This window comes from Anabaena lutea FACHB-196 (assembly GCF_014698305.1).
GTDB classification, from domain to species: Bacteria; Cyanobacteriota; Cyanobacteriia; order Cyanobacteriales; family Nostocaceae; genus Anabaena; species Anabaena lutea.
This window is the reverse complement of record NZ_JACJST010000010.1, coordinates 141,456-163,804: the sequence shown is the minus strand read 5'-3', so window position 1 is coordinate 163,804 and position 22,349 is coordinate 141,456. Positions and strand designations below refer to the sequence as shown.

The 22,349-nt window shown below is 39.1% G+C and carries 20 protein-coding genes and 1 pseudogene; 6 read left to right on the top strand and 15 right to left on the bottom strand.

The window, feature by feature from the left end:
• Nucleotides 1-177: 177 nt before the first annotated feature.
• From H6G59_RS13055 to H6G59_RS13025, 7 genes are all read right to left on the bottom strand, one after another.
• Nucleotides 178-783, bottom strand: a complete 606-nt coding sequence (locus tag H6G59_RS13055; RefSeq protein ID WP_190715002.1) for a hypothetical protein — start codon at nucleotides 781-783, stop codon at nucleotides 178-180.
• Between the two features lie 412 nt (nucleotides 784-1,195).
• Entirely contained in the window at nucleotides 1,196-1,594 is a 399-nt protein-coding gene (locus tag H6G59_RS13050; RefSeq protein WP_190714999.1) for a site-specific integrase, read from the bottom strand.
• A gap of 35 nt (nucleotides 1,595-1,629) precedes the next feature.
• Nucleotides 1,630-1,950, bottom strand: coding sequence for a hypothetical protein (locus H6G59_RS13045; protein WP_190714997.1), 321 nt, complete (start codon nucleotides 1,948-1,950; stop codon nucleotides 1,630-1,632).
• Nucleotides 1,951-2,357: 407 nt separating this feature from the next.
• Nucleotides 2,358-4,610 (bottom strand): SF1B family DNA helicase RecD2, encoded by a 2,253-nt coding sequence (gene recD2, locus H6G59_RS13040; RefSeq protein WP_190714995.1) that lies wholly within the window; start codon nucleotides 4,608-4,610, stop codon nucleotides 2,358-2,360.
• Between the two features lie 246 nt (nucleotides 4,611-4,856).
• Entirely contained in the window at nucleotides 4,857-5,624 is a 768-nt protein-coding gene (locus H6G59_RS13035) for an HIRAN domain-containing protein (protein WP_127055496.1), read from the bottom strand.
• Nucleotides 5,621-6,541 carry a HipA domain-containing protein gene (locus H6G59_RS13030; RefSeq protein ID WP_190648978.1) on the bottom strand — a complete coding sequence of 307 codons (921 nt, stop codon included), beginning with the start codon at nucleotides 6,539-6,541 and terminating at the stop codon, nucleotides 5,621-5,623. The genes H6G59_RS13035 and H6G59_RS13030 overlap by 4 nt, the downstream gene beginning before the upstream one ends.
• A 27-nt stretch (nucleotides 6,542-6,568) precedes the next feature.
• Entirely contained in the window at nucleotides 6,569-8,236 is a 1,668-nt protein-coding gene (locus tag H6G59_RS13025) for an ATP-binding protein (RefSeq protein WP_190714993.1), read from the bottom strand.
• A gap of 522 nt (nucleotides 8,237-8,758) precedes the next feature.
• On the opposite strand from H6G59_RS13025, the gene H6G59_RS13020 reads away from it, so the two are divergent.
• Nucleotides 8,759-9,337 carry a PDDEXK family nuclease gene (locus H6G59_RS13020; protein WP_127055494.1) on the top strand — a complete coding sequence of 193 codons (579 nt, stop codon included), beginning with the start codon at nucleotides 8,759-8,761 and terminating at the stop codon, nucleotides 9,335-9,337.
• 319 nt (nucleotides 9,338-9,656) lie between these two features.
• Here H6G59_RS13020 and H6G59_RS13015 read toward each other — a convergent pair whose 3' ends face one another.
• From H6G59_RS13015 to H6G59_RS12980, 8 genes and pseudogenes are all read right to left on the bottom strand, one after another.
• On the bottom strand, nucleotides 9,657-11,123 hold the full coding sequence (locus H6G59_RS13015) for a Fic family protein (protein ID WP_127055493.1): 1,467 nt from the start codon (nucleotides 11,121-11,123) through the stop codon (nucleotides 9,657-9,659).
• Between the two features lie 605 nt (nucleotides 11,124-11,728).
• Complete coding sequence (locus H6G59_RS13010; RefSeq protein ID WP_190714991.1) at nucleotides 11,729-11,902, bottom strand: hypothetical protein; 174 nt, start codon at nucleotides 11,900-11,902, stop codon at nucleotides 11,729-11,731.
• 61 nt (nucleotides 11,903-11,963) lie between these two features.
• Nucleotides 11,964-12,326 (bottom strand): Tn3 family transposase, encoded by a 363-nt coding sequence (locus tag H6G59_RS13005; RefSeq protein WP_158624054.1) that lies wholly within the window; start codon nucleotides 12,324-12,326, stop codon nucleotides 11,964-11,966.
• Nucleotides 12,290-12,631, bottom strand: coding sequence for a DUF4158 domain-containing protein (locus tag H6G59_RS13000; protein WP_127055490.1), 342 nt, complete (start codon nucleotides 12,629-12,631; stop codon nucleotides 12,290-12,292). Before H6G59_RS13000 ends, H6G59_RS13005 begins: the two co-directional genes overlap by 37 nt.
• An 83-nt stretch (nucleotides 12,632-12,714) precedes the next feature.
• Nucleotides 12,715-13,134: a tyrosine-type recombinase/integrase gene (locus H6G59_RS12995; RefSeq protein WP_190714989.1), complete on the bottom strand. Its 420-nt coding sequence runs from the start codon at nucleotides 13,132-13,134 to the stop codon at nucleotides 12,715-12,717.
• Between the two features lie 297 nt (nucleotides 13,135-13,431).
• Nucleotides 13,432-13,614 carry an AbrB/MazE/SpoVT family DNA-binding domain-containing protein gene (locus tag H6G59_RS12990; protein WP_190714987.1) on the bottom strand — a complete coding sequence of 61 codons (183 nt, stop codon included), beginning with the start codon at nucleotides 13,612-13,614 and terminating at the stop codon, nucleotides 13,432-13,434.
• Nucleotides 13,601-13,936, bottom strand: a complete 336-nt coding sequence (locus tag H6G59_RS12985; RefSeq protein ID WP_190714985.1) for a XisI protein — start codon at nucleotides 13,934-13,936, stop codon at nucleotides 13,601-13,603. The genes H6G59_RS12990 and H6G59_RS12985 overlap by 14 nt, the downstream gene beginning before the upstream one ends.
• Nucleotides 13,924-14,342, bottom strand: a pseudogene (locus tag H6G59_RS12980) (XisH family protein). The gene H6G59_RS12985 and the pseudogene H6G59_RS12980 overlap by 13 nt, the downstream one beginning before the upstream one ends.
• A 273-nt stretch (nucleotides 14,343-14,615) precedes the next feature.
• Here H6G59_RS12980 and H6G59_RS12975 point away from each other — a divergent pair.
• From H6G59_RS12975 to H6G59_RS12955, 5 genes are all read left to right on the top strand, one after another.
• The gene (locus tag H6G59_RS12975; protein ID WP_241993554.1) at nucleotides 14,616-15,716 is read left to right on the top strand and encodes a tyrosine-type recombinase/integrase; all 1,101 of its coding nucleotides are present in this window, start codon (nucleotides 14,616-14,618) and stop codon (nucleotides 15,714-15,716) included.
• Between the two features lie 772 nt (nucleotides 15,717-16,488).
• Nucleotides 16,489-16,671 carry a recombinase family protein gene (locus tag H6G59_RS12970; RefSeq protein WP_479686171.1) on the top strand — a complete coding sequence of 61 codons (183 nt, stop codon included), beginning with the start codon at nucleotides 16,489-16,491 and terminating at the stop codon, nucleotides 16,669-16,671.
• Nucleotides 16,672-16,967: 296 nt separating this feature from the next.
• Nucleotides 16,968-18,650: an efflux RND transporter periplasmic adaptor subunit gene (locus H6G59_RS12965; protein ID WP_127055488.1), complete on the top strand. Its 1,683-nt coding sequence runs from the start codon at nucleotides 16,968-16,970 to the stop codon at nucleotides 18,648-18,650.
• Between the two features lie 9 nt (nucleotides 18,651-18,659).
• Nucleotides 18,660-21,800 carry an efflux RND transporter permease subunit gene (locus tag H6G59_RS12960; protein ID WP_190714982.1) on the top strand — a complete coding sequence of 1,047 codons (3,141 nt, stop codon included), beginning with the start codon at nucleotides 18,660-18,662 and terminating at the stop codon, nucleotides 21,798-21,800.
• A 43-nt stretch (nucleotides 21,801-21,843) separates the two neighbouring features.
• Entirely contained in the window at nucleotides 21,844-22,338 is a 495-nt protein-coding gene (locus H6G59_RS12955; protein ID WP_127055486.1) for a hypothetical protein, read from the top strand.
• Nucleotides 22,339-22,349 lie beyond the last annotated feature (11 nt).

Here is a 22,349-nt window from a genome sequence, read left to right as displayed (position 1 = left end):
CTAAACTGCTATTATCAGACTGAGAGAAAAACTGAAATTTTGTCCGTTGTATTGTCGAAAAATAGTGAATTTATCCAAGAGTGATAGAAGTTGTTGAAAAACGAGCGCCCGTTATGAATCTCCAGAAACCACCTTGCTTTTTGAAAAGAGAGTTAAACGCCTCTTTTTTTGAATTACTTAGACTGCATTACCAGTAATCAAACCTGTGAGAATATCGCCAACTACAATAGTAACGCTGATGATCAGCGGAGTTCTTGCTAAATTCTGCCAATCTTCATCATTTCTGGCAGCATTGACAATTCTCACCAAGGAAATACCAAGATACAGCAGAAACAATGCTCTAAGAACATTAAAAAATAAGATGATAGCATCAGCAGGAATGCCTGCAAAAGCTCCTGTCATCCATGTTTGTGCGCCATTAAAAAATTGGGCATTAGCTGATGTTGTGGTGAAATCAAAAGTGAAAATTATACAGATAATGCCAACTAAAATGGCATAAAAGTTGATTCCCCAACGGCATTGCAATTTTTCAAATTTGGTCAGCAATTTATTTGCTAATTGGGGAAATGCTGCGATGATGGCAGTTAGCAAGATTAAAACAGACATCAGCAGGTGATTAATGGATGTATTTGCCAGCACTAATGCGGTTGCTGCTGCTACCAATAAGAAAATTGAACTTTTTTTATCAACTGGGCGACGTTGGGATACTATTGGATAAACTTCAATTGCCTGTTGCTTGGGAATTTGGTAATTACTGCAATCAGGACTATTGTGTATTCTCATGTCTCAATCTTTATAATTACTTACGAATAAGCATCATTTTCTACTATCCTGCTTCTCTGAGTCAGCTATCAAATTTCGTAATTGCAGATATAAGATTGTGTCTACTTTTTTTCAACACTTATTTCTAAAACATTGGTATAAAATTTATGACAACATCTATCAATTGATATAATAAATTTAGCGTTGCTGAATGATGGGATGATTTTATCTCACGCTCTAAAAGATAGCATCCTATTATGATCTAAATCTTCTAAGAGGGCGATTGTTCACAAAAGATAACGCCTCTCTTGCGGAATCTCGGATGTGTTTTAGCCGAGTTAAATCATCAATTTTGCTCATAAATAACCATCGCTTCTGCTAAAACTTGCTCACGAAAATAACGACTTAAATCTGCTTGGCAGCTTAATAGTTTTTACTCACTAACAGCATCCAGAAAGTCATCTTTATATTCTTTGAGAGTATCTTTAACTTCAGCTTCTATATCAGGACTAATTTTCTCAGTTTCCACCATGTAGGAGAAAAATTTTTTAAAAGAAGTCATGTAAGATTTAGTGCTGCTTTCAGATGCCCACAGTGCTTTACGAGGAAACCAATCAATCAGAAATGAAGAAACATCTTGTTCATCGGCTTCATCAAGTTTTTGTAATGGCTCATAATAAACAAGATATTCTGCAAAAAACTCAATATTGGTGATATGCAGTTTTATCGTTTTAGCTGAAAGATTAGCTTTCTCTAACCATACTTTAAACCCATCTAATAGCGGTTGATTATACTTTTCGATTTTGGCTACTTCTTTTTCAAATTCACTCATGACTTACTGTGATTCAGATGTAGTTAAATAAAATGTTAAGCACGTCTGGCTAAAATCGTAGAACTGTCTCCGTTATGCATTTTTATCTTTCCTTCCAGTTCATTTTCGTCTTCCAATTTCAACCAACCACTACCAGAAGCCTCATCACATTCATCATTGCCTTCCCAAGTAAATTCTAATTTGTTACCATTACCATCTTTAACAATATCGCCATCAATAGATCCAAAAACTAAGCCAAATTGAAACTCCCCATTTCCTTTTTCATCAATTTCGATATAAGCCTGTACTTCCATATTGAAATATTCTTCATCCCAATTCGACATTTCATAAATATGCCAAGTTCCAGTGAATTCCATGATTTTATGCTCCTGATTTAAATATTTACTATATCAGTATTTTTGTGAATTTCTTTCATCTTCCCCAGTGATTAATTGAAAAATATCATTAGGATGGTTATTATCATCTGGTTCAATAGTAGCTTCATCAGAAAAACCAGCAGCAGCAAATTGAGATTTAATGGATTGTAAGTTAATTCGTGTTAAATAAGATAGTTTACTTGATAAACCATGAATTGTTGTTAGACAACTACCTACCTGAATGTTGCTTAGAGTCCGCTAAATCATTAGCAAGCACCCATAAAGCTAACATATAAACATCTTGAGGAAACTGAATGGAAATTGTTTTTAATTCAGATACTCTTACTACTTTACGTTCGTTTATATACATTTGTACTCTTTTTTAATATTATGTGGATTCAATTTATTTACAATACCAATCTTTGCTGTAACCGTGTATATCGTCGCATATCATCAGTAGAACGCACAGCCAAAGATATAGCTTTTTTTGCCCCAATTACAATTGCTAACTTTTTAGCACGAGTTAAACCTGTATAAAGCAGATTACGACTAAGCATCATATAATGTTGCATATAAAAAGGCAAAATCACCACCGGGTACTCAGAACCTTGGGATTTATGTATAGAAACGCTCCAAGCGAGTGTAATTTCATTCAGGTCAGCATAATCATAAATTACAGAGCGAACTGACAAGTCAGCGATTGCGCTATCGCCATATTGCACATTTATTTCTTGTTCAACAGTGTCTATGTCTGTGATGATTCCTAAATCACCATTAAAAACTTCTCTTTGATAATCATTAGTCTGCTGAATTACTCTATCACCTACCCGCAATGTCATCCCACCCCTGGTAATCTCTACCTTATCGGGACTTTTAGGATTAATTAATTCTTGCAATACCGTATTCAGATTACGAGTACCCACTAATCCCCTTGACATCGGACAAAGCACTTGTACATCCGTAGCGGGGTTAAAACCTAATTTTGGGATTAAGTCTGTAATTAATTCGCAAATTGTTTGCACCCCATGTTCTGGCTGAAATCCCCCTCCATGCCACAAACAGTCAGAAACTGGGGAATTATTGATTGGTTCGATTGTGGGATACTGACCCCGATTAATTTGATGAGCAGCAGTAATAATTGCACTCTGTTGAGCCTGACGAAATACCTGAGTTAGTCGTACTACTGGGACTCTGCCCGAATTTATCAAATCAGCAAGTACACTACCAGGACCTACTGACGGTAACTGATCAATATCTCCTACCAATAAAAGTTGTGCGCCGGCGGAAACTGCTTTGACTAAGGCGTATGCTAAAAACAAATCTAACATACTGGCTTCATCAACAATAATTGCTGTTTGAGGTAAAGGATTGTCGTTGTCAGATTTAAAACCCCTGGTTCTGGGGTCAAATTCCAATAAACGATGGATGGTTTTTGCTTCTAAACCAGTCATTTCCGCTAATCTTTGTGCAGCCCTTCCCGTTGGTGCAGCTAAAGCAATGGATTTACCCATGGCCTTCCATAAACTGACTATGGTATGGGTAGTGAACGTTTTACCAACTCCTGGACCCCCTGTAATAATCATGATGGGGGAATAAGCAGCCATCTCTACAGCTTCCTGTTGCTGTTGGGAAAGTTCAATTTTTTGAGTTTGTGTAAATCTTTCCGTCCATGCCCGGACGCGGGGAATGTCAGTAGTAACAGGTTTATTCAAACGTTCATGTATAAGTTCTGCTAAGTTTTTCTCTGTATGATAATAGGTAGGCTTGTAGCAAAGTAATGTATCACCATCCTTTTCTCTAATTAACTCATCTTTCAAAGCCATGTTTGTGATAGTTTGAGTCATTGCCTCTTCTGTGGGCTGATGAGATTCAGTAGTCAGCAGTTTAATTACCGATTCAATTAGTTCTGGCTGTGGTAAGTAACAATGCCCATCTTCTGCGGCTTCACTCAAAGCATGAACAAGTCCAGCACAATATCTAAACTGAGAATCCGGTGCAACTCCCAGATTTCTCGCAATTTTGTCAGCAGTGAGAAATCCTATACCGTAGATATCAGTCGCTAATTGGTATGGATTATGATTAACCGTAGCGATCGCTTTATCCCCATACTGTTTATAAATTTTGACTGCATAGATAGTAGAAACGCCATGTCCTTGCAAAAACACCATCACTTCTTTGATAGCTTTTTGAGTCTCCCAGGCGTTTTTTATCAACTTGATCCGTTTTTTTGCTATGCCATTCACTTCGATTAAACGGTCAATTTGATTTTCAATGATTTCTAGTGTTTCCGTTCCAAAATGGGCAACAATCCGTTTTGCTGTGACGGGACCCACACCTTTAATTAATCCACTGCCCAAATATTTTTCAATACCCGTAAGTGTAGCTGGTTTAGTTTCTTTATAATTGATAACTTGAAATTGTGATCCATATTGGGGATGGTCACGCCAGAAACCCGTTAGTTGTAGTGTTTGTCCTGGCTGAATATTGGCAAAACTGCCGACAATAGTTGTTAAATCTTTGATACTAGAGCGAGTTAAGCGTGCCACTGTGTAACCGGACTCTTCTGAGTAAAAAGTTAGCCGTTCTACTACTCCCGTAATAGTTTCTTGGGGAACAGAAGCATTAATTTGTTGGGAAGTCGGGTTTGGTGCAGTGGACATTGTTTACTCAAATTATGCTGAGTCCAGTCATCACAAAGTTGTAACTCGAAAGCAATAAAAGTAGAATTACAGTACTTGTATACTTAGATTGAAATTCAAATAACACATAATCTAGCCTGATGAATAAAGTCATGAGCATAGGCTTAACTGTCAATAGTTATAGCAGTCGCCGCAATTGTTAGGGCATTTTTCTGTTCCCTTTAAATCAAAATACGATTTCTTAAGCATTTTAGCAACTGCTATAAATTAAACTGCTGCCATTAAGTCTTCCTGATTGAGCGGCTGATACTCTGGATTAGAAAACGACCGAAAGTCGTCTTTACACAAAGCAGTTATCTGACACAGTAGCCGAAATTGGAGCGGTGTCGGTGGTAAATTTACACGTTCTACTTTCAGTATTACTGAACTGGGGTCGCGTTCAAGAAGTTCAAAAACTTCATTTCTTAAGTAACGTGGGCAATAGCCTACGATGTGGTGATCCTCACTATGAAGAGTTAATGCTTGGGAATCGTAGGAGTTTTGAAATTCATGAGCTAACCATAATTTTTCTCCAGGTTCCAAGCGATTAATCCGCTCAATTGCACATTGTGGCAGGTGTCGCAGCCCATGTACAAAAAAGTGCAGCTGATATTGTCCTGCTGCATCTGGCTCTGGGCAGGGAAAGACGGTGAGTGTGTCTGTTTCTCGTTGTCCACCACTACGGGCTAGTACTGCAATTGGATCATCTTCATGTTCTGGAATATTCAGCCATTGCCGGAAACTTGCATAATCAGGACGGGAACGAGGCAACAACCGATTAGAGAAAATAGGAAATAATTGGGTTGATGTATATTCTTCATTCAAGTGCGGAAAGGAAGATAAAGGTGTAAAACTGCACATCCGTTCTGCCGCTTTTACGCCTTGGGTGTAGACAAACTTGTACCTTGTACCATCAAAGGTTAACCTACCAATCGGAAACCAAGAGCGACTATTAGAGTCTTGCCAAGCTAAAAATAATGTTTGAGGTGTCTTCACTGAAGTAATTCCCTTAATTTAAGCAGCTTGTGTTGGTTGAATTCCAGAATATTCTGTGCAAACTCAACGGCAATAGTTGAGATGCGCTTACGCTGAATACGACTAAAAATTAATAGGGTATTTGCTCTTGAGATGCTTTCAAGCCGCTCCAGCCATACATTGGCTGCTTGGGGATAACGATGAGCAACTCGGTGAAATACATCAAAAGTTTTAAGGGGCTTTTTGTCTTCAACACTGTTATAAAAAGCAGAATAACATTTATTTGCATACGCCTCGATTGAGCGTTTCTGTCTCTGTCCGTCAGGGAGGTCACGTCCCAAACACGAAGCATGGTCATAGGTAGGTGCTAAGTGTACAGTTTCTGTAGATGCCACCTTATTTCGCACAAAAGCCCAGTTTTCATGATGCCGGTCTCCGTTACCAATCCAGGCATCTAACAACAGGTACCCAACAAACACTTCTACTGCTGTTTGGATACCGCTCGGTGGTGTCCAAGCTATTGGCAAGCCCACATAATCTGCTGCGATAACTTGCAGGACAATATCTATTGTATGTTGTGATGCGCCATAGGTAACGAAGGTAGGGTAATTTGGCACAATTGGCGTGAGAATTTCGTTGCCATGAACAAGTGTCCCTCCTCCTGGTAAAAAGTACGGTGAAACTACACCCCAATTCCCTTCCCAAGTTTCTGCCAGATCATAAGTAGCATGGGGTAATCCTAAAAGCTCAGACAACTCAGATGCTACTTTCTCTGCCCAATCTTCTCCTAAATTTGGTCGCGCTTGCTTATATAGGCAACGCCCAAGTTGTTCATGCTCAAACCAAAATTTATACTTGCTGCCCATCATCTCGTTACTGGAAAGCTCATAATCTGCTTCAGTAACAAAAATGATAGGAAATTCAGGAGCGGGCTTCATTAGTAATTTATTTCCTTATTAATAACTTCAACCACCAAATATATCTATATTACCAATTGCATACTCCGATGAATCTATGGTCGAAGATGGCAACCCCTGAAGTTCTGCTTTGTTCCTCATACTTTCTACCTTATCTGCTTCTCTAATAGCTAACGGATTAATTTGCTGACGTTCTGCTAACAACGTCGCCACTGAAATCTCCAATGCTGGTAGTTTACTATTGGTAGGCACAGGTACATCATCGGGAAACATTTGACAGAAAGTAGTAGCCGCAGCCCTCTCCACAATAGTTTGAATTTCTGCACCTACACAGCGATTAGTTTCTTTCAATAGTCGTCGCCATTCCTCTTGACTGTAAGGGTCAATTTTACCAGAAACATCACCACTAAATCTATCATCAAATCTAGCACAGTGAAGTTTAAAAATACTGTGTCTTTCTCCATAATTAGGCAAGTCTACTTTATAAATGTAGTCGAATCTGCCTGCCCTAGTTAATTCTGGTGGTAGCCATTCCAAGCGGTTGACACTGGCGATTACAATTACATCACTGGTACGTTCTTGCATCCAAGTGAGTAACTGTCCTGCTAACCTTCTAGCTATATCATCATCTCCAGCAAATCCCTTATCAAAGTCATCAAAATAAATAACAACTTCATTCAAACAGTCTACTAAATTTAGTAACTGTTTCAGTCTTCTTTCTGCTTCATTACCATAGCTTCTCAAATTACCCCAATCTACTAAAATCAAAGGAACACCTAAAATTTGAGAGCATACTTTAGCAGAATGTGATTTACCCGTACCTGGGGGACCTACCAGCATTATACCTTTAGGAACTCTGAGTTTATAGGCTTTGGCAAGGGGACTAAATAATCTTTTGAATTTCTTAAAAGCCTCCTGCATCAAATCTAATCCTCCCAAGGGAACTTGGGGAGTAGGAATAAACTCAATTCCATAAAGTCTGTTAAGCAAATTGATTTTATATTGGAGTAGTTGTTTAGCTATTGTTTCTGCACTTTTATCATGAGAATGAATTGATTTTAGCCCTTTTATTAAATCGGAAATGTATAATCCAATCCCACTACGGATAATTGTAATTTTGTCAATTTCGCTCAAATTGGATGGTAAAATTCCCTCTGCTTCCTCATTAAGACTTGCAGTAATTTCTGAGATATCAGGTAATTCTTGAGTGACTACAGGAATTTGAGCAGCAAGTTCTGGGTGTAAGTTAGCTTGAGAACCTAAAAGAATAGCACATTTGATTTTACCAACAGCAGATTGGGAGAAGGAAAGATTGAGCAACTTTGATTTCACCCATTCAGATATCAAGAAAAACTGTGTTTCTTGGGCTACATTAGCACTAATCCAAGGGTAGATACTCTCGATAATTAATACACCTTCTTCCTGAAAACATTCCCAAAATTTCAAAATTCTAAAGTGGTCTTTAAGCTCTTGTGTCGGATTTAGAGTATAGCCATAAAAATCTTTGAAACTTAAATCTATATTATTTACGCATTCAACTTCCTTAATTATTTCTTGTCCCAAATTCCATAGATAGCACTTAATGCCTATTTTTGAGCAATATTGGCAAAGAGAGCGGAGCATTCGATATCTTTCTTGTACAGGAGATTCACAAATAATCACAGGCTCTCCTGTGGTGATGAAGTTAGTCAGTTTTGCTAAGAATAAGGATGCCATATTATTATATCCAGAAGCTTTTTATAGGATTAGTACCGCAGTGCGAAAATCAAAATGAATACGGCATTGAGCTTTTCAGATATCTGAAATACGGTTCTAAACTACAAAGTTTTTAACAATTATAATGGTGGGTTCACTTGTGCTGTACTAGATTTATACTAATTCTGTATGATTATTGAATCTTTGAAAATCCAGATTAGCCAAAACTTTGGCTGACATTGATGAAAGTTTTAACGTACATAACAAGATTCAAATCTGATTCGTATATCCAAATTCTAATGATAATTTGAGGTTTTATCTAGGATTAAACTACGTAATTTCTTTCTATCAAATGATAGATGCAGAATGTAAATAAAAATAGATTAAGTTACAGATTTAGAGTAAGAGGATTGTCTTTAAAATAGGAGTATAACCAATACTTTTCTGATTAATCCACAATTTACTTTGTCGTCTGGGTAAAGGAATTATAACTTTTTCCCCTTAATCAAAAGGTATTGGTAGTGTTGTTACTTATACGCAACAATGGTGACTAAATCAGTTCCAGTTTATCCTATTATTTTAATTCCCACCTTCGCTGATACTAAAAATCGTTCTCCTTCTATTAAACCAAATGGTGGTGGTAGTGTGACTGTGGGTGTTTCTGAAAAACGGTTTGGACAAGTGCTAAAATATTATTTTGGTGATTGGGTGCATTCCCAACAAGAAATGCTACCAAATGGTCATGACCGCCCTTATACCGCAGATTTTGTAATTGTAGAGCCAACTATTGAGCTATATCTTGATATTGAAGTGGATGAAAGCCATTGTTTTTCTACAGGAGAACCAACACATTTTATTGGCGATGATGATTATAGGAATAAGTGTTTTGTGGATGCTGGATGGGTGATAATTAGGTTTGCAGAGGAACAAGTAGTTAGTCAGCCAGAACGCTGTTGTCGCTTTATTGGCAATGTGGTAGCAAAGTTGAGTAGAAATGAATCATTGAGTTACCAATTTACAGATGTTCCACAACTGACTCCTGTTAAGCAATGGTCAAGAAAAGAAGCAGCTTCCTTGAAGAAAAAGAAGTATCGCCAAGGCTACTTGTCAGCTACACCATAAAAATAGCACCGAAGACCACAATCCCCAAGTATTCCTGGATCAACAAATGTGATCCATGGATCACAAAATGCAATTGAAACCTCCGATAACACCTGAGTTCGATGTAAGAAAATTCGCTAGAAATGAGTCTTCAAAAGGGTTAGAGGCTTGTAGGTAGAGAGACTATATTCTCAATAAATCTTAATTATTGAGAATGACTGGAAAACCGGGCTAGATTAAAGTAAATTTTTATAACAAAATCTAAATTTATATTACGAATACTATTTGAATACCAACTCAAAGTACCTCAGATTAGGAACAATTAAGATAGGCATCGCATTCACAAACTCTTGTTCCAATATTCCAAACCCGTCAGGATTACATCTTCCAACCACAACTTAAACCGTTCTGTTAAGTTATCATCTTCATCAGCATAAGAGAACTGAAATGGAGAATCCGTTAGTGTTTGAATATCACTAATATTGCGTTCACCATCCTCTGTATTATCTCTATGGTAGGCACAGGCTGAACATACTAGCAATCCCCGATATTCATGTCCAAGAACATGAAAGGAAAACAAAATTGTCGTTGATATTCCTATATTAATAACCAACTGTATCCAGGCATGATAACTACGAAGATTAGCAAAATATCCTAACTGTTTAGCAGTTTCCACAATTTGGTAACGGTGGTAATATGAACGAGTATCACCAGCAGGCGCACTAATTATAAAAACATCTGCATCATCCACTATATTTTGTACAGATAGCTTGATTTCATTGGCAACATCTTGTGCGCGATTAGAGGCTATTTCAAATAACTTTGAAGCAAAATCTTCAACTTTTTGACTGCGCTCTGGAATAGATGCTGATTGATTTTGCTTAAGCTTTTCAGCAATAGAAGCAATAATAACCTGAGTCCGTCGTGCCTCTGACAACACCTGTTCTGATAAACCAAGACTGCGGAGGAAAGCTTGCTTTTGGCTCTTGGCAAACAAATTAATTAATTTTGATAAATCCCCCTGATCTGCCTGCTCTAAAGCGGCAATGTAATCCGCTCGGTCATCACGAGTTAGAACTAGGGGAAACCAACCAGCTTGAATAAAAACTAAACTGGCAATACATCGAGCAACTCGGCCATTTCCATCCTGAAATGGATGAATCTGTGTAAATCTATGATGCAACCAAGCCGATTCAACTTCAGGGGGAATTTGTTGATTTCGATGTTGATGATGCAATTCAATCAACCTATCCATTTCCGATGCTACTTGTTCTGGAGGGCAATATTCATGAATAATACCATCTGGTCTGATAGGATTGTTCGGTTGACGCTTCCAGTCACCGCTAATCAGAGAAACACGAATAATTTCCCCTGTTGACGGAACTAAAGCCTCTGTATTATCTTGGTTTTGGGTAAGAACCTGATGTAGCTGTTTTATATAAGAGGTTGATAAATTCCTTTGTCCACCGACAAAATCAAACAGTCCTTCAATAGCAGTTTCTTGATCCCTGATTAAAGATACTACTTGTTTTACCGGACGATCTGTCGCTCCATGAGGAATTAGTGATTCGTTAATTCCTTGTTCAATTAAAAGGCGAGTTATTCCTCTATCTATATTGTATAACCGCTCAATAATTCCCGTTTCAATGGCTATTTCCCGGCGTAGTCTTTCCATAAAAACTTTAAATTCACCAGATGCGCGCAGCCGCTCTGCCTGTTCATTCCAAACAGTAACCAAAGGACGTAACTCAGAACTAGCTAAATTTTGCCAACTTGATAATATATCTTCTATTGGTTGCCATATCATAAGTAATTACTATTTGATGATTCTCTAACATTTTACCTCAAGTTTTCCAAGTTTTTATGCTCAAACTCTTATTTTTGGTAACCCATAATTTTGTGGTCAATTTTATTTGTTGATAAAAGCTAATACTCACTCATCACTTTGGTAAGCTTAGTAAACATCTCTCACTTTTTTTCTAAATTTACCTTACAGATTTCGAGTAATTAGCAATATTTGTTATAACCCTCTTTCATTAAACTGGGAATCACAAAAATGATTTCCTAATTTTGAAATATAGATGTGATAAAGGTTTGAATATTTTATTAATAACAAAATATGGAGAACATTTTGAAACAGTAATAAATCACCAAAAACCTTGTTAAATAAAGGGTATGGCTAATGGCACGGCTATCAGATTTTTACTTTCTGAAAGTGATGGAAGAGGGATTCCAGGTTAAATCAGAATTGCAAGTTGTTAAATTTGCGTTCCTAATGGGTTGGAAGCATTTCCACGGGCGACATACCACCCGCTATGAATGAAATAAACACTCGAAATCTCAAAATTTCGTAATGATCAGGGTTTTGGCTCGTGTTTCTTAAAAGTTGAAGTCCTTGCTTTTGTTTTGAACTCATCTGTACGTAAATACACTCGTCTCACCTGTCCTGACTGATTTTTCTCCTCTTTGCAAAAAACTGGGATGCTCCCCACAAATCTTCTTCTCTATTTCTGCGATTTCCTCTGCTTGTGGTGATTTTTCTTCCATCTGTGCGACTGATTCTTCTGGGGCTGCTTGCCAATTCATATCGGCATTGAGCCGAGATCCTTGCTCAAACGGAAATAGAAGCTGAAAAGCCTTGTCAATTCTAGGTTTCAAAGATTTCAGAAGGCAGAGGAATAGCAGCCTCAAAAGGTTGAGGAATATTTTGCAGATTCACCACATAATCGCCATACCGCTTGATATGTCTAGTGAGATAGGGACTCAAAGCAGCTACAAAGCGATGATTGACTGGATATCCTTGTGCCGTTAAAGTCTGAATTGCCAACGACATATCCACAGTATTCTGTAAAATCACAGCACTAGCAACCAAATCGAGGTACTTCAACCGCTTTTCCTGCTCAATCGGGTCGTTTTCAGTAATAACGCCATCCTTACCAAAAAACACCCAATCCAAGAAATGATGATACTTTTCTACAATATTTGTAATTGCTGTAATCTCAGAACGCATCTTAGCATTAGAGATATACTCCAACTTTGGCGCTCGGAGGGAATAGCTTTTCCCCATTCACGTAATTCTAAAGATGATTGAAGATGTTTAATAATAGCAACAGGTACATTTTCTAGAGGAGGAAAATATCCCAGTCTTTGAAAAGATTTCAACATTACCATGAAGCAAAGTAAAGCTTCATGGCTACGAACACGAGACTTAACAAATTTAATTTCTTCAACCGTTGGTGTATAAAGTTCAGCTAGTTCTTTAGCAGAGGGATATTGTTTAAATCTTGGGTAAGCTGTACGATCTATTAAGGTCATCTAAGTTAAAATTAGCATAAAAAAATTGAGGGCTACCCAAACTAGGTTTAGGTTGATCCCTCACTCGTGAACCGCACAGTATTTTATCTTCTTTTCTGATAGCGTATCCTACGGGATCTTGCTACACGTAGTGTGCCGTAGGCATAGCGTTGGAGCTTGCGGAGCGCCCGAATCTCATCACCATATAGTGGTTGTGTAGAGGGAGTTCCGGTCTTTACCCGCTTAACGTGGAGATTACCTCCACTCCAATCTATTTGCTCCCATCGTAGTGCAGCAGCTTCCGCAACTCGCAATCCGTGACGGTAAATTAACAGGATTAGTGTTGAATCTCGATGGGTATGGCAACCACCAGCTTTCTTGAGTGCATCTCGCATGGCCTCAATTTCTGAAACTAGTAGGTATTCTCGTGTTCTGACTGCGGCATACTTACGAGAGTTGGGTGATTGAATCGGTGAATTTTCAATTTTACCAACTTTTGATTGTTGGAGTGTCTTTGTATTCATAACCAGACCCCCTGAAAAATCAATGTTGTTTTGTCTGGTATTACCTACTTTGACTCATAAGTTGGTATTTGAGTTTCAATTGTATTGATTAGTAACTATGTACTAAAATATGTCTGCTTGTATCATTCTTCGTGTTTACTTAAAACGGGAACGACAGAAAATCTGAAAACTATATACGATAAGCTTTTTCAGCTTCTATTTCCGTTTGAGCAAGGATCTCGGCTCAATGCCTAAATCGCTGTGTGTTCCCAAATTCTAATTTGACAATATCTCCTCTATTCGGAAAATAAGAATTAACTACCAATCCTCACTCCCCACAGCGTTTCCAGTTTCAAATTCAGGATGAAATTTATCAGGAGTCATACCCAAGAGCAACTCATCAAGCGTATATTTTTTTCTTTTTTGTGGTGTAATCACAATACTGTTACCTTCCACACTAAAATTTATCGCAATCCCTTCTCTTAAATTATATAACTGCATAATCCGTATATTGCCGCATTTCCGGAGCTTGAAACCCTAACACAATATCTTCCTTTGCCACCCCCAGATCCACAAGTTCTTGGGCTACTCTCATTTCCGTCATATTTTGCTCAATCCAAATCTTTCCCTGCTTAATATCCAAATGTAAAACACAACCATATACCCGCCGATGGCCATCCCATCCCACATTCATGACCTGGTAATGGTCTTGTTTCGGATCAAAAACAGTGTAGCAATCTATCGACCCATTGGCGATGGGGATAGCAGCATAATCTGTCAACAACGACTGAATTATATGGCGATAAGACTCTATGGTATCCATTGTACAATTACCTCTTGAATCGGGTCATAAATAATTTGTTTAATTTGATATCATTAAACATGAGATTTGTGCAAATTCCCGTTTAAAAAAAGTTTCATAAGTAACCACAGGCACAGCTAAATAGAGAATGCGAGTTGGATCACTGATTTCTAAGGCCAGCCGATAATTCAAAAACTGTCCTAACGCAGCATGGTAATCGGTCAGTGGTGAATCACTCAAGAAGGTTTTAATCTCAACTGCAATTTTTTCTTGGTCTCGCTCTGCTGCTAATAGTTGCTGGGCACCTAAATCAATTTCAAACTTTGTTCCGCCTACTTCCAGTCGCAGGGGATCATCGGTTATCTGCCACTGCTCCTTTTCCTTCTTCAATTCTAACCACAGCATGAAATCTATCTTTAGCTGCCATCGTTATCTTTCTCTGATTTACTTGCAATTATAGAACAATTGAAATAAAGAGTGCGCTTCGCGCCATCGCACTGCGGGCGTAAACCAACGGGAGCAATCACTGCGCTCACCGTAACCACACGCACCAAAAGCCATCTGGTGCGTTAACCAAATATTCCCAACGAGCGAACGCTTTCTTAGACATGAAGTTCCCTGCACATTCACGGAAGGATAGAATAAAATAAAAGCTTCCTGAAAGCTCCCTTCCAGGAAGCTAGATGTTAGTTGTCATGTGATGGTTATTTCCCAGATGGATATCACTAATGTTGAGGTTAGCCCGGTAGAAATTCTCCCTCCCTCCTCCAGTAAAGTTGTATCTCGTGATACTTCAGCATCTGTTACCGCCGAATTAGTAGAGGAGGTGATTCGTCAATATTATTACCGCACACCTGCTGTAGCAAATGATGAGGAGTTGATTTTGGCTTGGGCAGGGTCACAGAACCGTGAGCAAACTAAGCGAAAATACTATCGCTTTGGTCAAAAATTACTCGCTTGGTTGGAAAAACAAGGTGTACGGGATTTACGGCTGGTTCAGCCACCAAAGTTACTGGAATTTATTGCTAGTTGGGGTGAGGTTTCCCCTTATACTAAATCTAACCAGGTACTAATGTTGCGATCGCTTTGGAGTTATGGTCATGGGGAGAATGTTGGCTATTTTTTACGGAATATCGCAAGTACCATAAATTACGATAATTTCAGTGACTTACCGAAGGCAGAGCGTTATTTAGAAGATTGGGAGATGGCGCAGTTGGCTGATGTTGCCCAACGGTTGGGGGAGCAGTACTGGCTGGTTTTTTCTTTGCTTTTTTATAGTGGGATGCGGGTGGGTGAGGTTGGTCGGGTGACGGTTCCTGGTGATAAACCGGGTCAGCCGAAGGAAGATTATCCGGGTTTATATTGGCACAACTTTAAATGGCAGCCAGACCCGATACCGTCAGATAGGTATAGGGGATATTACACAATTAAGTTTCGGGGGAAGGGGGGGAAGTACCGGGAGATTGGTTTGGACCACCAGACTTCGCTGATCTTTAAGAAGTACCGGGGGATGGCAGGTGAGAAGATGCCAGTGTTTCCGAATCTGTCACCTGACCCGAAAAAGCGGGGTTTGCCATTGAGTGACCGGGCGATTAAAAGGTTGATTCAGGATATATCTGAGGTGGCGAAGGTGAAGTTTTCTTGCCACTGGTTACGCCATTCTCACGCGTCGCGGGCGGTGGATAGTAAATCACTGTTTGAGGTGCAAGACCAGTTGGGGCATAGTAAGAGCGATACTACTAAAACCTATGTTCGTTCTAAGAAGGATGCGGGAACGGGGACTGTGTTGCCGAGGTTTTGAGGAGAAATGTGCGCCATGGCGCACAAAATTGAGTTGCAAGTTCGCGTACTTACTTAGTACAGCGCAGCTATCGCCTTTGAGACTGCACTCTCCAAAATTTTCTTAGGGGAAAACTTTATTGAGGACACTGTGCAGGATTTTCTTAGGGGAAACTTTCTCCCATAAATCTGCAATTTCATCTTTACTGTTAAAATTGAATTGGTAAACAGTATTAGCATGAACTTGGGAATTTTCCAGGGTGATAGTGAAACTATTATCATCTTTATAAATGCTGTTATTTTATAGTAATAAAAATGGCATAATTAATATTTTACAAGGAATGATTTAGTTGATAGAGATTATCAGAGTTCGTGCCACACCAGAACAAATAAAGCAGATGTTACAAGAGTTAAAGTTTTATATAAAAGTAGCTGTAGATGTAGATGTAGCGACCTGCAATACTAATCAGTCAAACCTGCAATCAAGGGATTTTCAAACCAGGATTAAATGCAACTATAAATACACTTCAGCCAGAATTAATTGCAACTGACCGAAAGTCCTGTTAAATCGTTGTTTAGCAGTTTACTCAAAAAAGGCTCCAACTTATCAACAAAACTATTTGAGCTTCAGCCAGGATTAATTGCAACTATATAAGGTAAAAGAAACGACCGTTTTTTTTACCCCTATTATTACCATCAAGCAGAACCAAAACCGGAATCAAGTTTAGTAAAGAAACTCGGTAATTATATCAAAGGCAAAATATGCTGTTAGGTAACGAGTTTATTTACTTGTTGTGGTTCAAAGTATGTTGATAGGCTATGCCCGAATTTCAACAGATGACCAAAATCTGAACCTGCAAATGGATGCTTTGCAGCTTGCTGGTTGCGAGAAAATTTACTCCGACCGGACAAGCGGTGCAAAAGCAGAACGACCGGGACTCTCCTTAGCATTGGAAGTTCATTTACTACTTGCTTAATTCGGAAAGTGACAGAAGAGGGGTATTTTGAGTAAGCTACCCATCACCAATTGTCAAAAGCAATATGGCTGTATAAGGTATTTGTTAATTGTGCAAAGTAACCTTGTTAGGGTAGGTGAGAGTTTCTTGGGAGATTTTGATGAAACTCCTCTAAGTTTGGAAGGGAGCAACGTGATTTCATCCTAATTTCATCTCTACATGAAACACTAGTGATCAGAGTGTATTTCTTAAACCTAAAAGCACTTTTAACCGTTCCCAAGTCCTGATGCTTCATACTCACAAACCTAACAAGCGCAATGTCTAACTCAGAGCGTTCTCAAACACCCATAACGATTTTTTGTGTTTCTAGCACATTCCTCAGCCTACTGTTATTAGTAAGTCCCACAATTGTTCTGGCTCATGCTGGACATGGAAACGAATTTCAAGGAGGAAGTGAAGCTACTCAAACTAGTAATTCTATCCAGGTTGATGCCGACACAGCCAAACGCTTAGGAATTAAAGTCGAGCCAGTCAAACGTCAGCAGTTAGCCATCGGTATTAAAACTACTGGACAAATCGAAACTCTACCCAGCCAAAAAGTGGAAGTAACTACCCCCATTGCCGGGGCGAAAGTGGTGGAATTATTGGTAGAACCTGGTGCATCAGTAACAAAAGGTCAACCTGTTGCTGTTGTCACTAGCCCAGACTTAGTAACATTGCGCGTGGAATCTCAGGAAAAATTAGCACAAGCTCAAGCTGATTTACAGCAGTCCCAAGCAGACTTAAGACTGGCTCAACAGAATTACCAAAAATACCAACAAATAGCTGACGCGGAAATCGCCCAAGCACAGAGTCAAGTTGAATTTGCTCAAGAAAAATACAACAAAGATAAGCAGTTGGCTGATGATGGTGCTTTACCTCGACGCAATGCTTTAGAATCCCAAACGCAGTTAGCACAAGCAAAAGCCGAACTTACCAAAGCCAAAAGCCGTAGAGAAGTTATTGAAGCAGAAAATCAACTCAAACGCGCTCAAGCAGCAGTTGGACTAGCAAAGTCAAATATTAGTCGCAGTAATAATATTTATCAAACCCGACTTGCTCAAGTAGGAACGTTTGCTAATGCTAAGGGATTAGTCACAATCACTGCTCCCATCTCTGGTAAGGTTGCAGATCGAGAAGTCACTATTGGTCAAACCTTTGAAGATGCTGGTGGTAAATTGATGACGATTGTCAACGACACTCAGGTATTTGCTACAGCTAATATTTATGAAAAAGATTTCAGCAACATCAGAACTGGTCAAAGAATTATTTTAAAAGTTGCAAGTCTACCAGAACGAACCTTTTCAGGACGAATTTCTCGCATTGGGACATCGGTAGAAGGAGAAACACGAGTTGTACCAGTACAAGCCCAGGTGAATAACTCAAGCGGTCAACTCAAACCCGGAATGTTTGCTCAACTGGAAGTTTTGACAAACCAAACTTCCTCTGCTACTTTAGCTATTCCTACCTCAGCAGTGGTTGACGCAAATGGTAAAAAACTTGTCTATTTGCAAAATGGTAATGCTTTTCAGTTCACTGAAGTAACTTTAGGACAAACTTCTGGAGATATGGTTGCGGTCAAAAGTGGTTTGTTTGAGGGAGATATGATTGTTACTCAACGCGCACCACAACTTTACGCCCAATCATTGCGGGGTGGTAGCAAATCTGCAACCGGAGACAAAAATGAAACACATACCAACACAGAATTAACCCAAGCAAAAACAAACTTACCTATACCTTTGTGGTTATTGGGAATAGGAGGAATAACACTTGTTGGTGTTGCTGCTTTTGCCGCAGGTAGTCTTTGGTCAAGTCGTCGCATACGTCAGCGTTTTGTATCAGTTGGTCATCCCGAATATGATGGCTTTACTTATGAAACTGAAACTCATATTGATAACCATAAAAAACCAACCACATCAAATTCTGCTGCTGTCTTTGATCAACCAGACAATAATATTTAATAACTTAAAATGCTCAATAACATCGTCAGGTGGGTGATTGACCGACGTTGGCTCGTTGTCTTAGCTACAGCGATCGCTGCATTGTGGACATTCTACGTCATTCCCCAAATGCCATTAGATGTGCTACCACCCTTTGCACCGCCCCAAGTAGAAATTCAAACCGAAGCACCGGGACTCGCGCCGGAAGAAGTTGAATCTTTAGTAACTTTACCAATTGAGAGTGCAATTAATGGTACACCAGGAGTAACCGCAGTCCGTTCATCCTCAGCAGCAGGAATTTCAGCCGTGAGGGTAATCTTTAACTGGGGGACAGAAATTTATCAAGCACGTCAGCTAGTGACTGAACGACTGCAACAAGCAGCCAGCAAACTTCCCCCAGGAGTAGAAACGCCGCAAATTTCTCCTACTACTTCACCTGTTGGTTTAGTTGTTCAATACGCTTTTACAGTCGAATCAGAAAATAATTCTCAATCCAAAATTGACTTGATGGGAGCTAGACGAATTGTTGATTGGCAAGTCACAAATCGTCTTTTAGCTGTTCCAGGTGTGAGCCAAGTAGTAGTTTTTGGTGGTGATGCTCGTCAATATCAAGTTTTAGTTGACCCAGCAAAATTAGCAGCCTTTAATATTTCTTTAGAGCAAGTTACTAATGCTACAAAAGCCGCTAACGGTAATGCACCAGGCGGTTATTTAATCACACCAGATAAAGAAACATTAATTCGAGGTATCGGACGCATTGAATCAATTGCAGATTTGCAAAAATCAACTATTACTGCACGTAACGGAGTACCGGTGAGGCTACAAGATGTAGCAGATGTGAAAATTGGTGGTGCGATTAAACGGGGTGATGGTAGTTTTGATGGTAAACCAGCAATTATTTTAATGGTTAACAAACAGCCGCTTGCAGATACTCCCACTGTTTCCCGTGCGATAGAAGCGGCAATGAAAGAAATTCAAGCTGGTTTACCACCAGAGATTAAAATCACCACGACATTTCGCCAAGATAGGTATATTGATTCCTCGGTTCAAAATGTTAGTTCATCATTAATTCAAGGTAGCATCATTGCGGCAATAATTCTTATTCCCTTTTTAATGAATTGGCGGACTCTGGCAGTATGCTTACTAGATTTTTTCTTAACTTTACTGTTTGGATTGCTAGCCCTTTCTTGGTTGGGAATAGGACTGAATACCATGACGTTAGGAGGTTTGGCAGTAGCGATTGGTACGGCAATTGATGATGCTATTGTTTATGGAGAAAATACTTATAGAAGATTGCGAGAAAATAAAATTTCTGACAATCCATTACCACCGTTAGAAATTATTTTTGAAGGTTCAAAAGAAGTACGAGAATCATTGATTGGTGCAACTGTTATTGGCATTATTGTTTTTTCACCAATTTTTACTCTGCCAGGTGTAGAAGGAAGAATTTTTACACCAATGGGAATCTCTTATTTAGTAATAGTTGTTATTTCTAGTTTAGAATCGCTGTTAGTCTCCCCTGCTTTGTGTGCGATTTTACTACCTAATGTCAAAGTGGCAAAAAGAGAGCCTTGGTTGGCGAGATTATGTAAGACAATTTATAGCTACTGTCTCAACTTTTCTTTTCGGAATTCTTTACCAATCATTGGTGTTGCATTGGCTTTAACCGTAGCAGCGATCGCAGTTATTCCTTCATTCGGTAGAGCTTTTTTACCAGAGTTCCAAGAGCAAACGATGGTAAATACTTTAACTTTATATCCTGGTGTGTCTTTAGAAGCGACAACAAAAGCCGGTTATGTAGTAGAAGATGCGCTTAAAGATGACAAACGCTTTAAATTTATTCAAACACGAGCCGGACGTGCTGAGGGAGATGCCGATGCGGCAGGTGTGAATATTGCACACGTTGATATTGAACTTAGTGACGAGGGGATGAAAGACCGCACGAAGACTTTAGAAAAGCTGCGGCAAGAGTTTGATAAGATACCGGGAGCAGCACCAAATGTGGGCGGATTCATCTCCCACCGTATGGATGAAGTTTTGTCTGGGGTAAGAAGTGCGATCGCAGTCAAAATTTTTGGTTCAGACTTAGCACAACTCCGCCAAATCGGCGAACAAGTAGAAGCACAGATGAAAACCATTGATGGTGTTGTAGATTTATTGCTAGAACCACAAATCCCCATACCACAAATTCAAATTAAATTTGATCGAGATGCTGCTAGTCGCTACGGTTTATCAGTCGGAGAAATTTCTAGCATTATTGAAACCGCACTCAACGGACAAGTCGTTTCTCAAGTTTTAGAAAATCAACAATCCTTTGACCTTTTAGTGTGGTTAAAGCCGGAAGCACGACAAGATTTGTCCACCATTCGGGATTTATTAATTGATACCCCTAATGGACAGAAAATTCCTTTAGGTAATGTGGCAATAATTGACAATGGTACTGGGCCTAATACAATTAATCGTGAAAATGTTTCCCGTTTGATTGTAGTTTCAGCTAATGCTAAAGGTAGGGATTTACGCTCGATTGTCAATGAGATTGAAGCCAAAGTCAAAAGCAATGTCCAAGTGCCTGCGGGTTATTTTATCCAATACGCAGGTCAATTTGAAGCCGAAGAACGCGCTACCCAAAATATTCTGGTGTTCAGTGCGATCGCATTTGTGGCAATTACAGTTCTCATGTATATTTCAGTGAAATCTGTACCTTCTACCATCATGATTATGATTAATTTACCAATTGGTTTGGTAGGAGGTGTAATCGCAGTAGCGTTAACTGGAGGCGTGATTTCTGTTGCGTCTTTGGTTGGATTTGTTTCCTTGTTTGGGGTAGCAACTCGCAATGGTTTGTTATTAGTGGATAACTATAACAGTAAATTTGCCGAAGGAATGCCGTTAAAAGAAATTATTGTTAAAGGTTCAATGGAACGACTTAATGCGATTTTAATGACAGCTTTGACTTCTGCATTAGGTCTAGCACCAATGGTACTACAAGGTGGCCCAGGACAAGAACTTTTGCAACCACTTTCTATTGTTGTTTTTGGTGGTTTGTTTACATCAACTGCGATAACTTTGGTTGTTTTACCTGCTTTGTATGCCAAGTTTGGTAAACATTTATTTCCCAAGAAAACGGAGGAGAGTAAAGCAAAAGACGAGAAATTTTTTATGCACATGTAGCTACTCAAAACGTCTAAACATATATACAAAGAGGAATAAACCAATGAAATCACTTAAATCTGGCTTAATTATTCTTGGAAGTGTGGGACTACTATTTTTAGGATCTTGCAGTAATGCTAATCAATCAGCTAATACAGAAAATAGTCCAGATGCTTCCAAGGCGACTACTCAAACACCATCTGTTTCTGCCTCACCAGCAACTAAAACAGATAGCGAACATGGTGCATCTCATGGAGGCCAAGTTGTAGAGACAGGAAGCTATCATTTAGAATTTGTTCCTGAAAAAGAAGCAAATGCAACTCACATGGATTTATATTTGCAAACAGGTGATAACCACGCCACAGTACCTAATGCAAAAGTAACGGCTCAAGTGCAGCTACCTGATGGTCAACAAAAGACGATTCCTTTTACTTATGATGCCAAGGATAAACACTATACTGGTCTACTGAATGAAAAAGCATCTGGTCAGTATCAAGTGAAAATTACGGCAGATATTAAAGGCGAACAAGCAACCGGACGTTTCAACTTTAATCGCTAACTAGTGTTTAT

Excerpts from the sequence above, each read along its gene's own strand:
- H6G59_RS13055 (WP_190715002.1), bottom strand. The coding sequence starts at position 783 with ATGAGAATACACAATAGTCCTGATTGCAGTAATTACCAAATTCCCAAG.
- H6G59_RS13050 (WP_190714999.1), bottom strand. The coding sequence starts at position 1,594 with ATGAGTGAATTTGAAAAAGAAGTAGCCAAAATCGAAAAGTATAATCAA.
- H6G59_RS13045 (WP_190714997.1), bottom strand. The coding sequence starts at position 1,950 with ATGGAATTCACTGGAACTTGGCATATTTATGAAATGTCGAATTGGGAT.
- recD2 (WP_190714995.1), bottom strand. The coding sequence starts at position 4,610 with ATGTCCACTGCACCAAACCCGACTTCCCAACAAATTAATGCTTCTGTT.
- H6G59_RS13030 (WP_190648978.1), bottom strand. The coding sequence starts at position 6,541 with ATGAAGCCCGCTCCTGAATTTCCTATCATTTTTGTTACTGAAGCAGAT.
- H6G59_RS13025 (WP_190714993.1), bottom strand. The coding sequence starts at position 8,236 with ATGGCATCCTTATTCTTAGCAAAACTGACTAACTTCATCACCACAGGA.
- H6G59_RS13020 (WP_127055494.1), top strand. The coding sequence starts at position 8,759 with ATGGTGACTAAATCAGTTCCAGTTTATCCTATTATTTTAATTCCCACC.
- H6G59_RS13015 (WP_127055493.1), bottom strand. The coding sequence starts at position 11,123 with ATGATATGGCAACCAATAGAAGATATATTATCAAGTTGGCAAAATTTA.
- H6G59_RS13010 (WP_190714991.1), bottom strand. The coding sequence starts at position 11,902 with ATGAATTGGCAAGCAGCCCCAGAAGAATCAGTCGCACAGATGGAAGAA.
- H6G59_RS13005 (WP_158624054.1), bottom strand. The coding sequence starts at position 12,326 with ATGCGTTCTGAGATTACAGCAATTACAAATATTGTAGAAAAGTATCAT.
- H6G59_RS13000 (WP_127055490.1), bottom strand. The coding sequence starts at position 12,631 with ATGACCTTAATAGATCGTACAGCTTACCCAAGATTTAAACAATATCCC.
- H6G59_RS12995 (WP_190714989.1), bottom strand. The coding sequence starts at position 13,134 with ATGAATACAAAGACACTCCAACAATCAAAAGTTGGTAAAATTGAAAAT.
- H6G59_RS12990 (WP_190714987.1), bottom strand. The coding sequence starts at position 13,614 with ATGCAGTTATATAATTTAAGAGAAGGGATTGCGATAAATTTTAGTGTG.
- H6G59_RS12985 (WP_190714985.1), bottom strand. The coding sequence starts at position 13,936 with ATGGATACCATAGAGTCTTATCGCCATATAATTCAGTCGTTGTTGACA.
- H6G59_RS12975 (WP_241993554.1), top strand. The coding sequence starts at position 14,616 with ATGGTTATTTCCCAGATGGATATCACTAATGTTGAGGTTAGCCCGGTA.
- H6G59_RS12965 (WP_127055488.1), top strand. The coding sequence starts at position 16,968 with ATGTCTAACTCAGAGCGTTCTCAAACACCCATAACGATTTTTTGTGTT.
- H6G59_RS12960 (WP_190714982.1), top strand. The coding sequence starts at position 18,660 with ATGCTCAATAACATCGTCAGGTGGGTGATTGACCGACGTTGGCTCGTT.
- H6G59_RS12955 (WP_127055486.1), top strand. The coding sequence starts at position 21,844 with ATGAAATCACTTAAATCTGGCTTAATTATTCTTGGAAGTGTGGGACTA.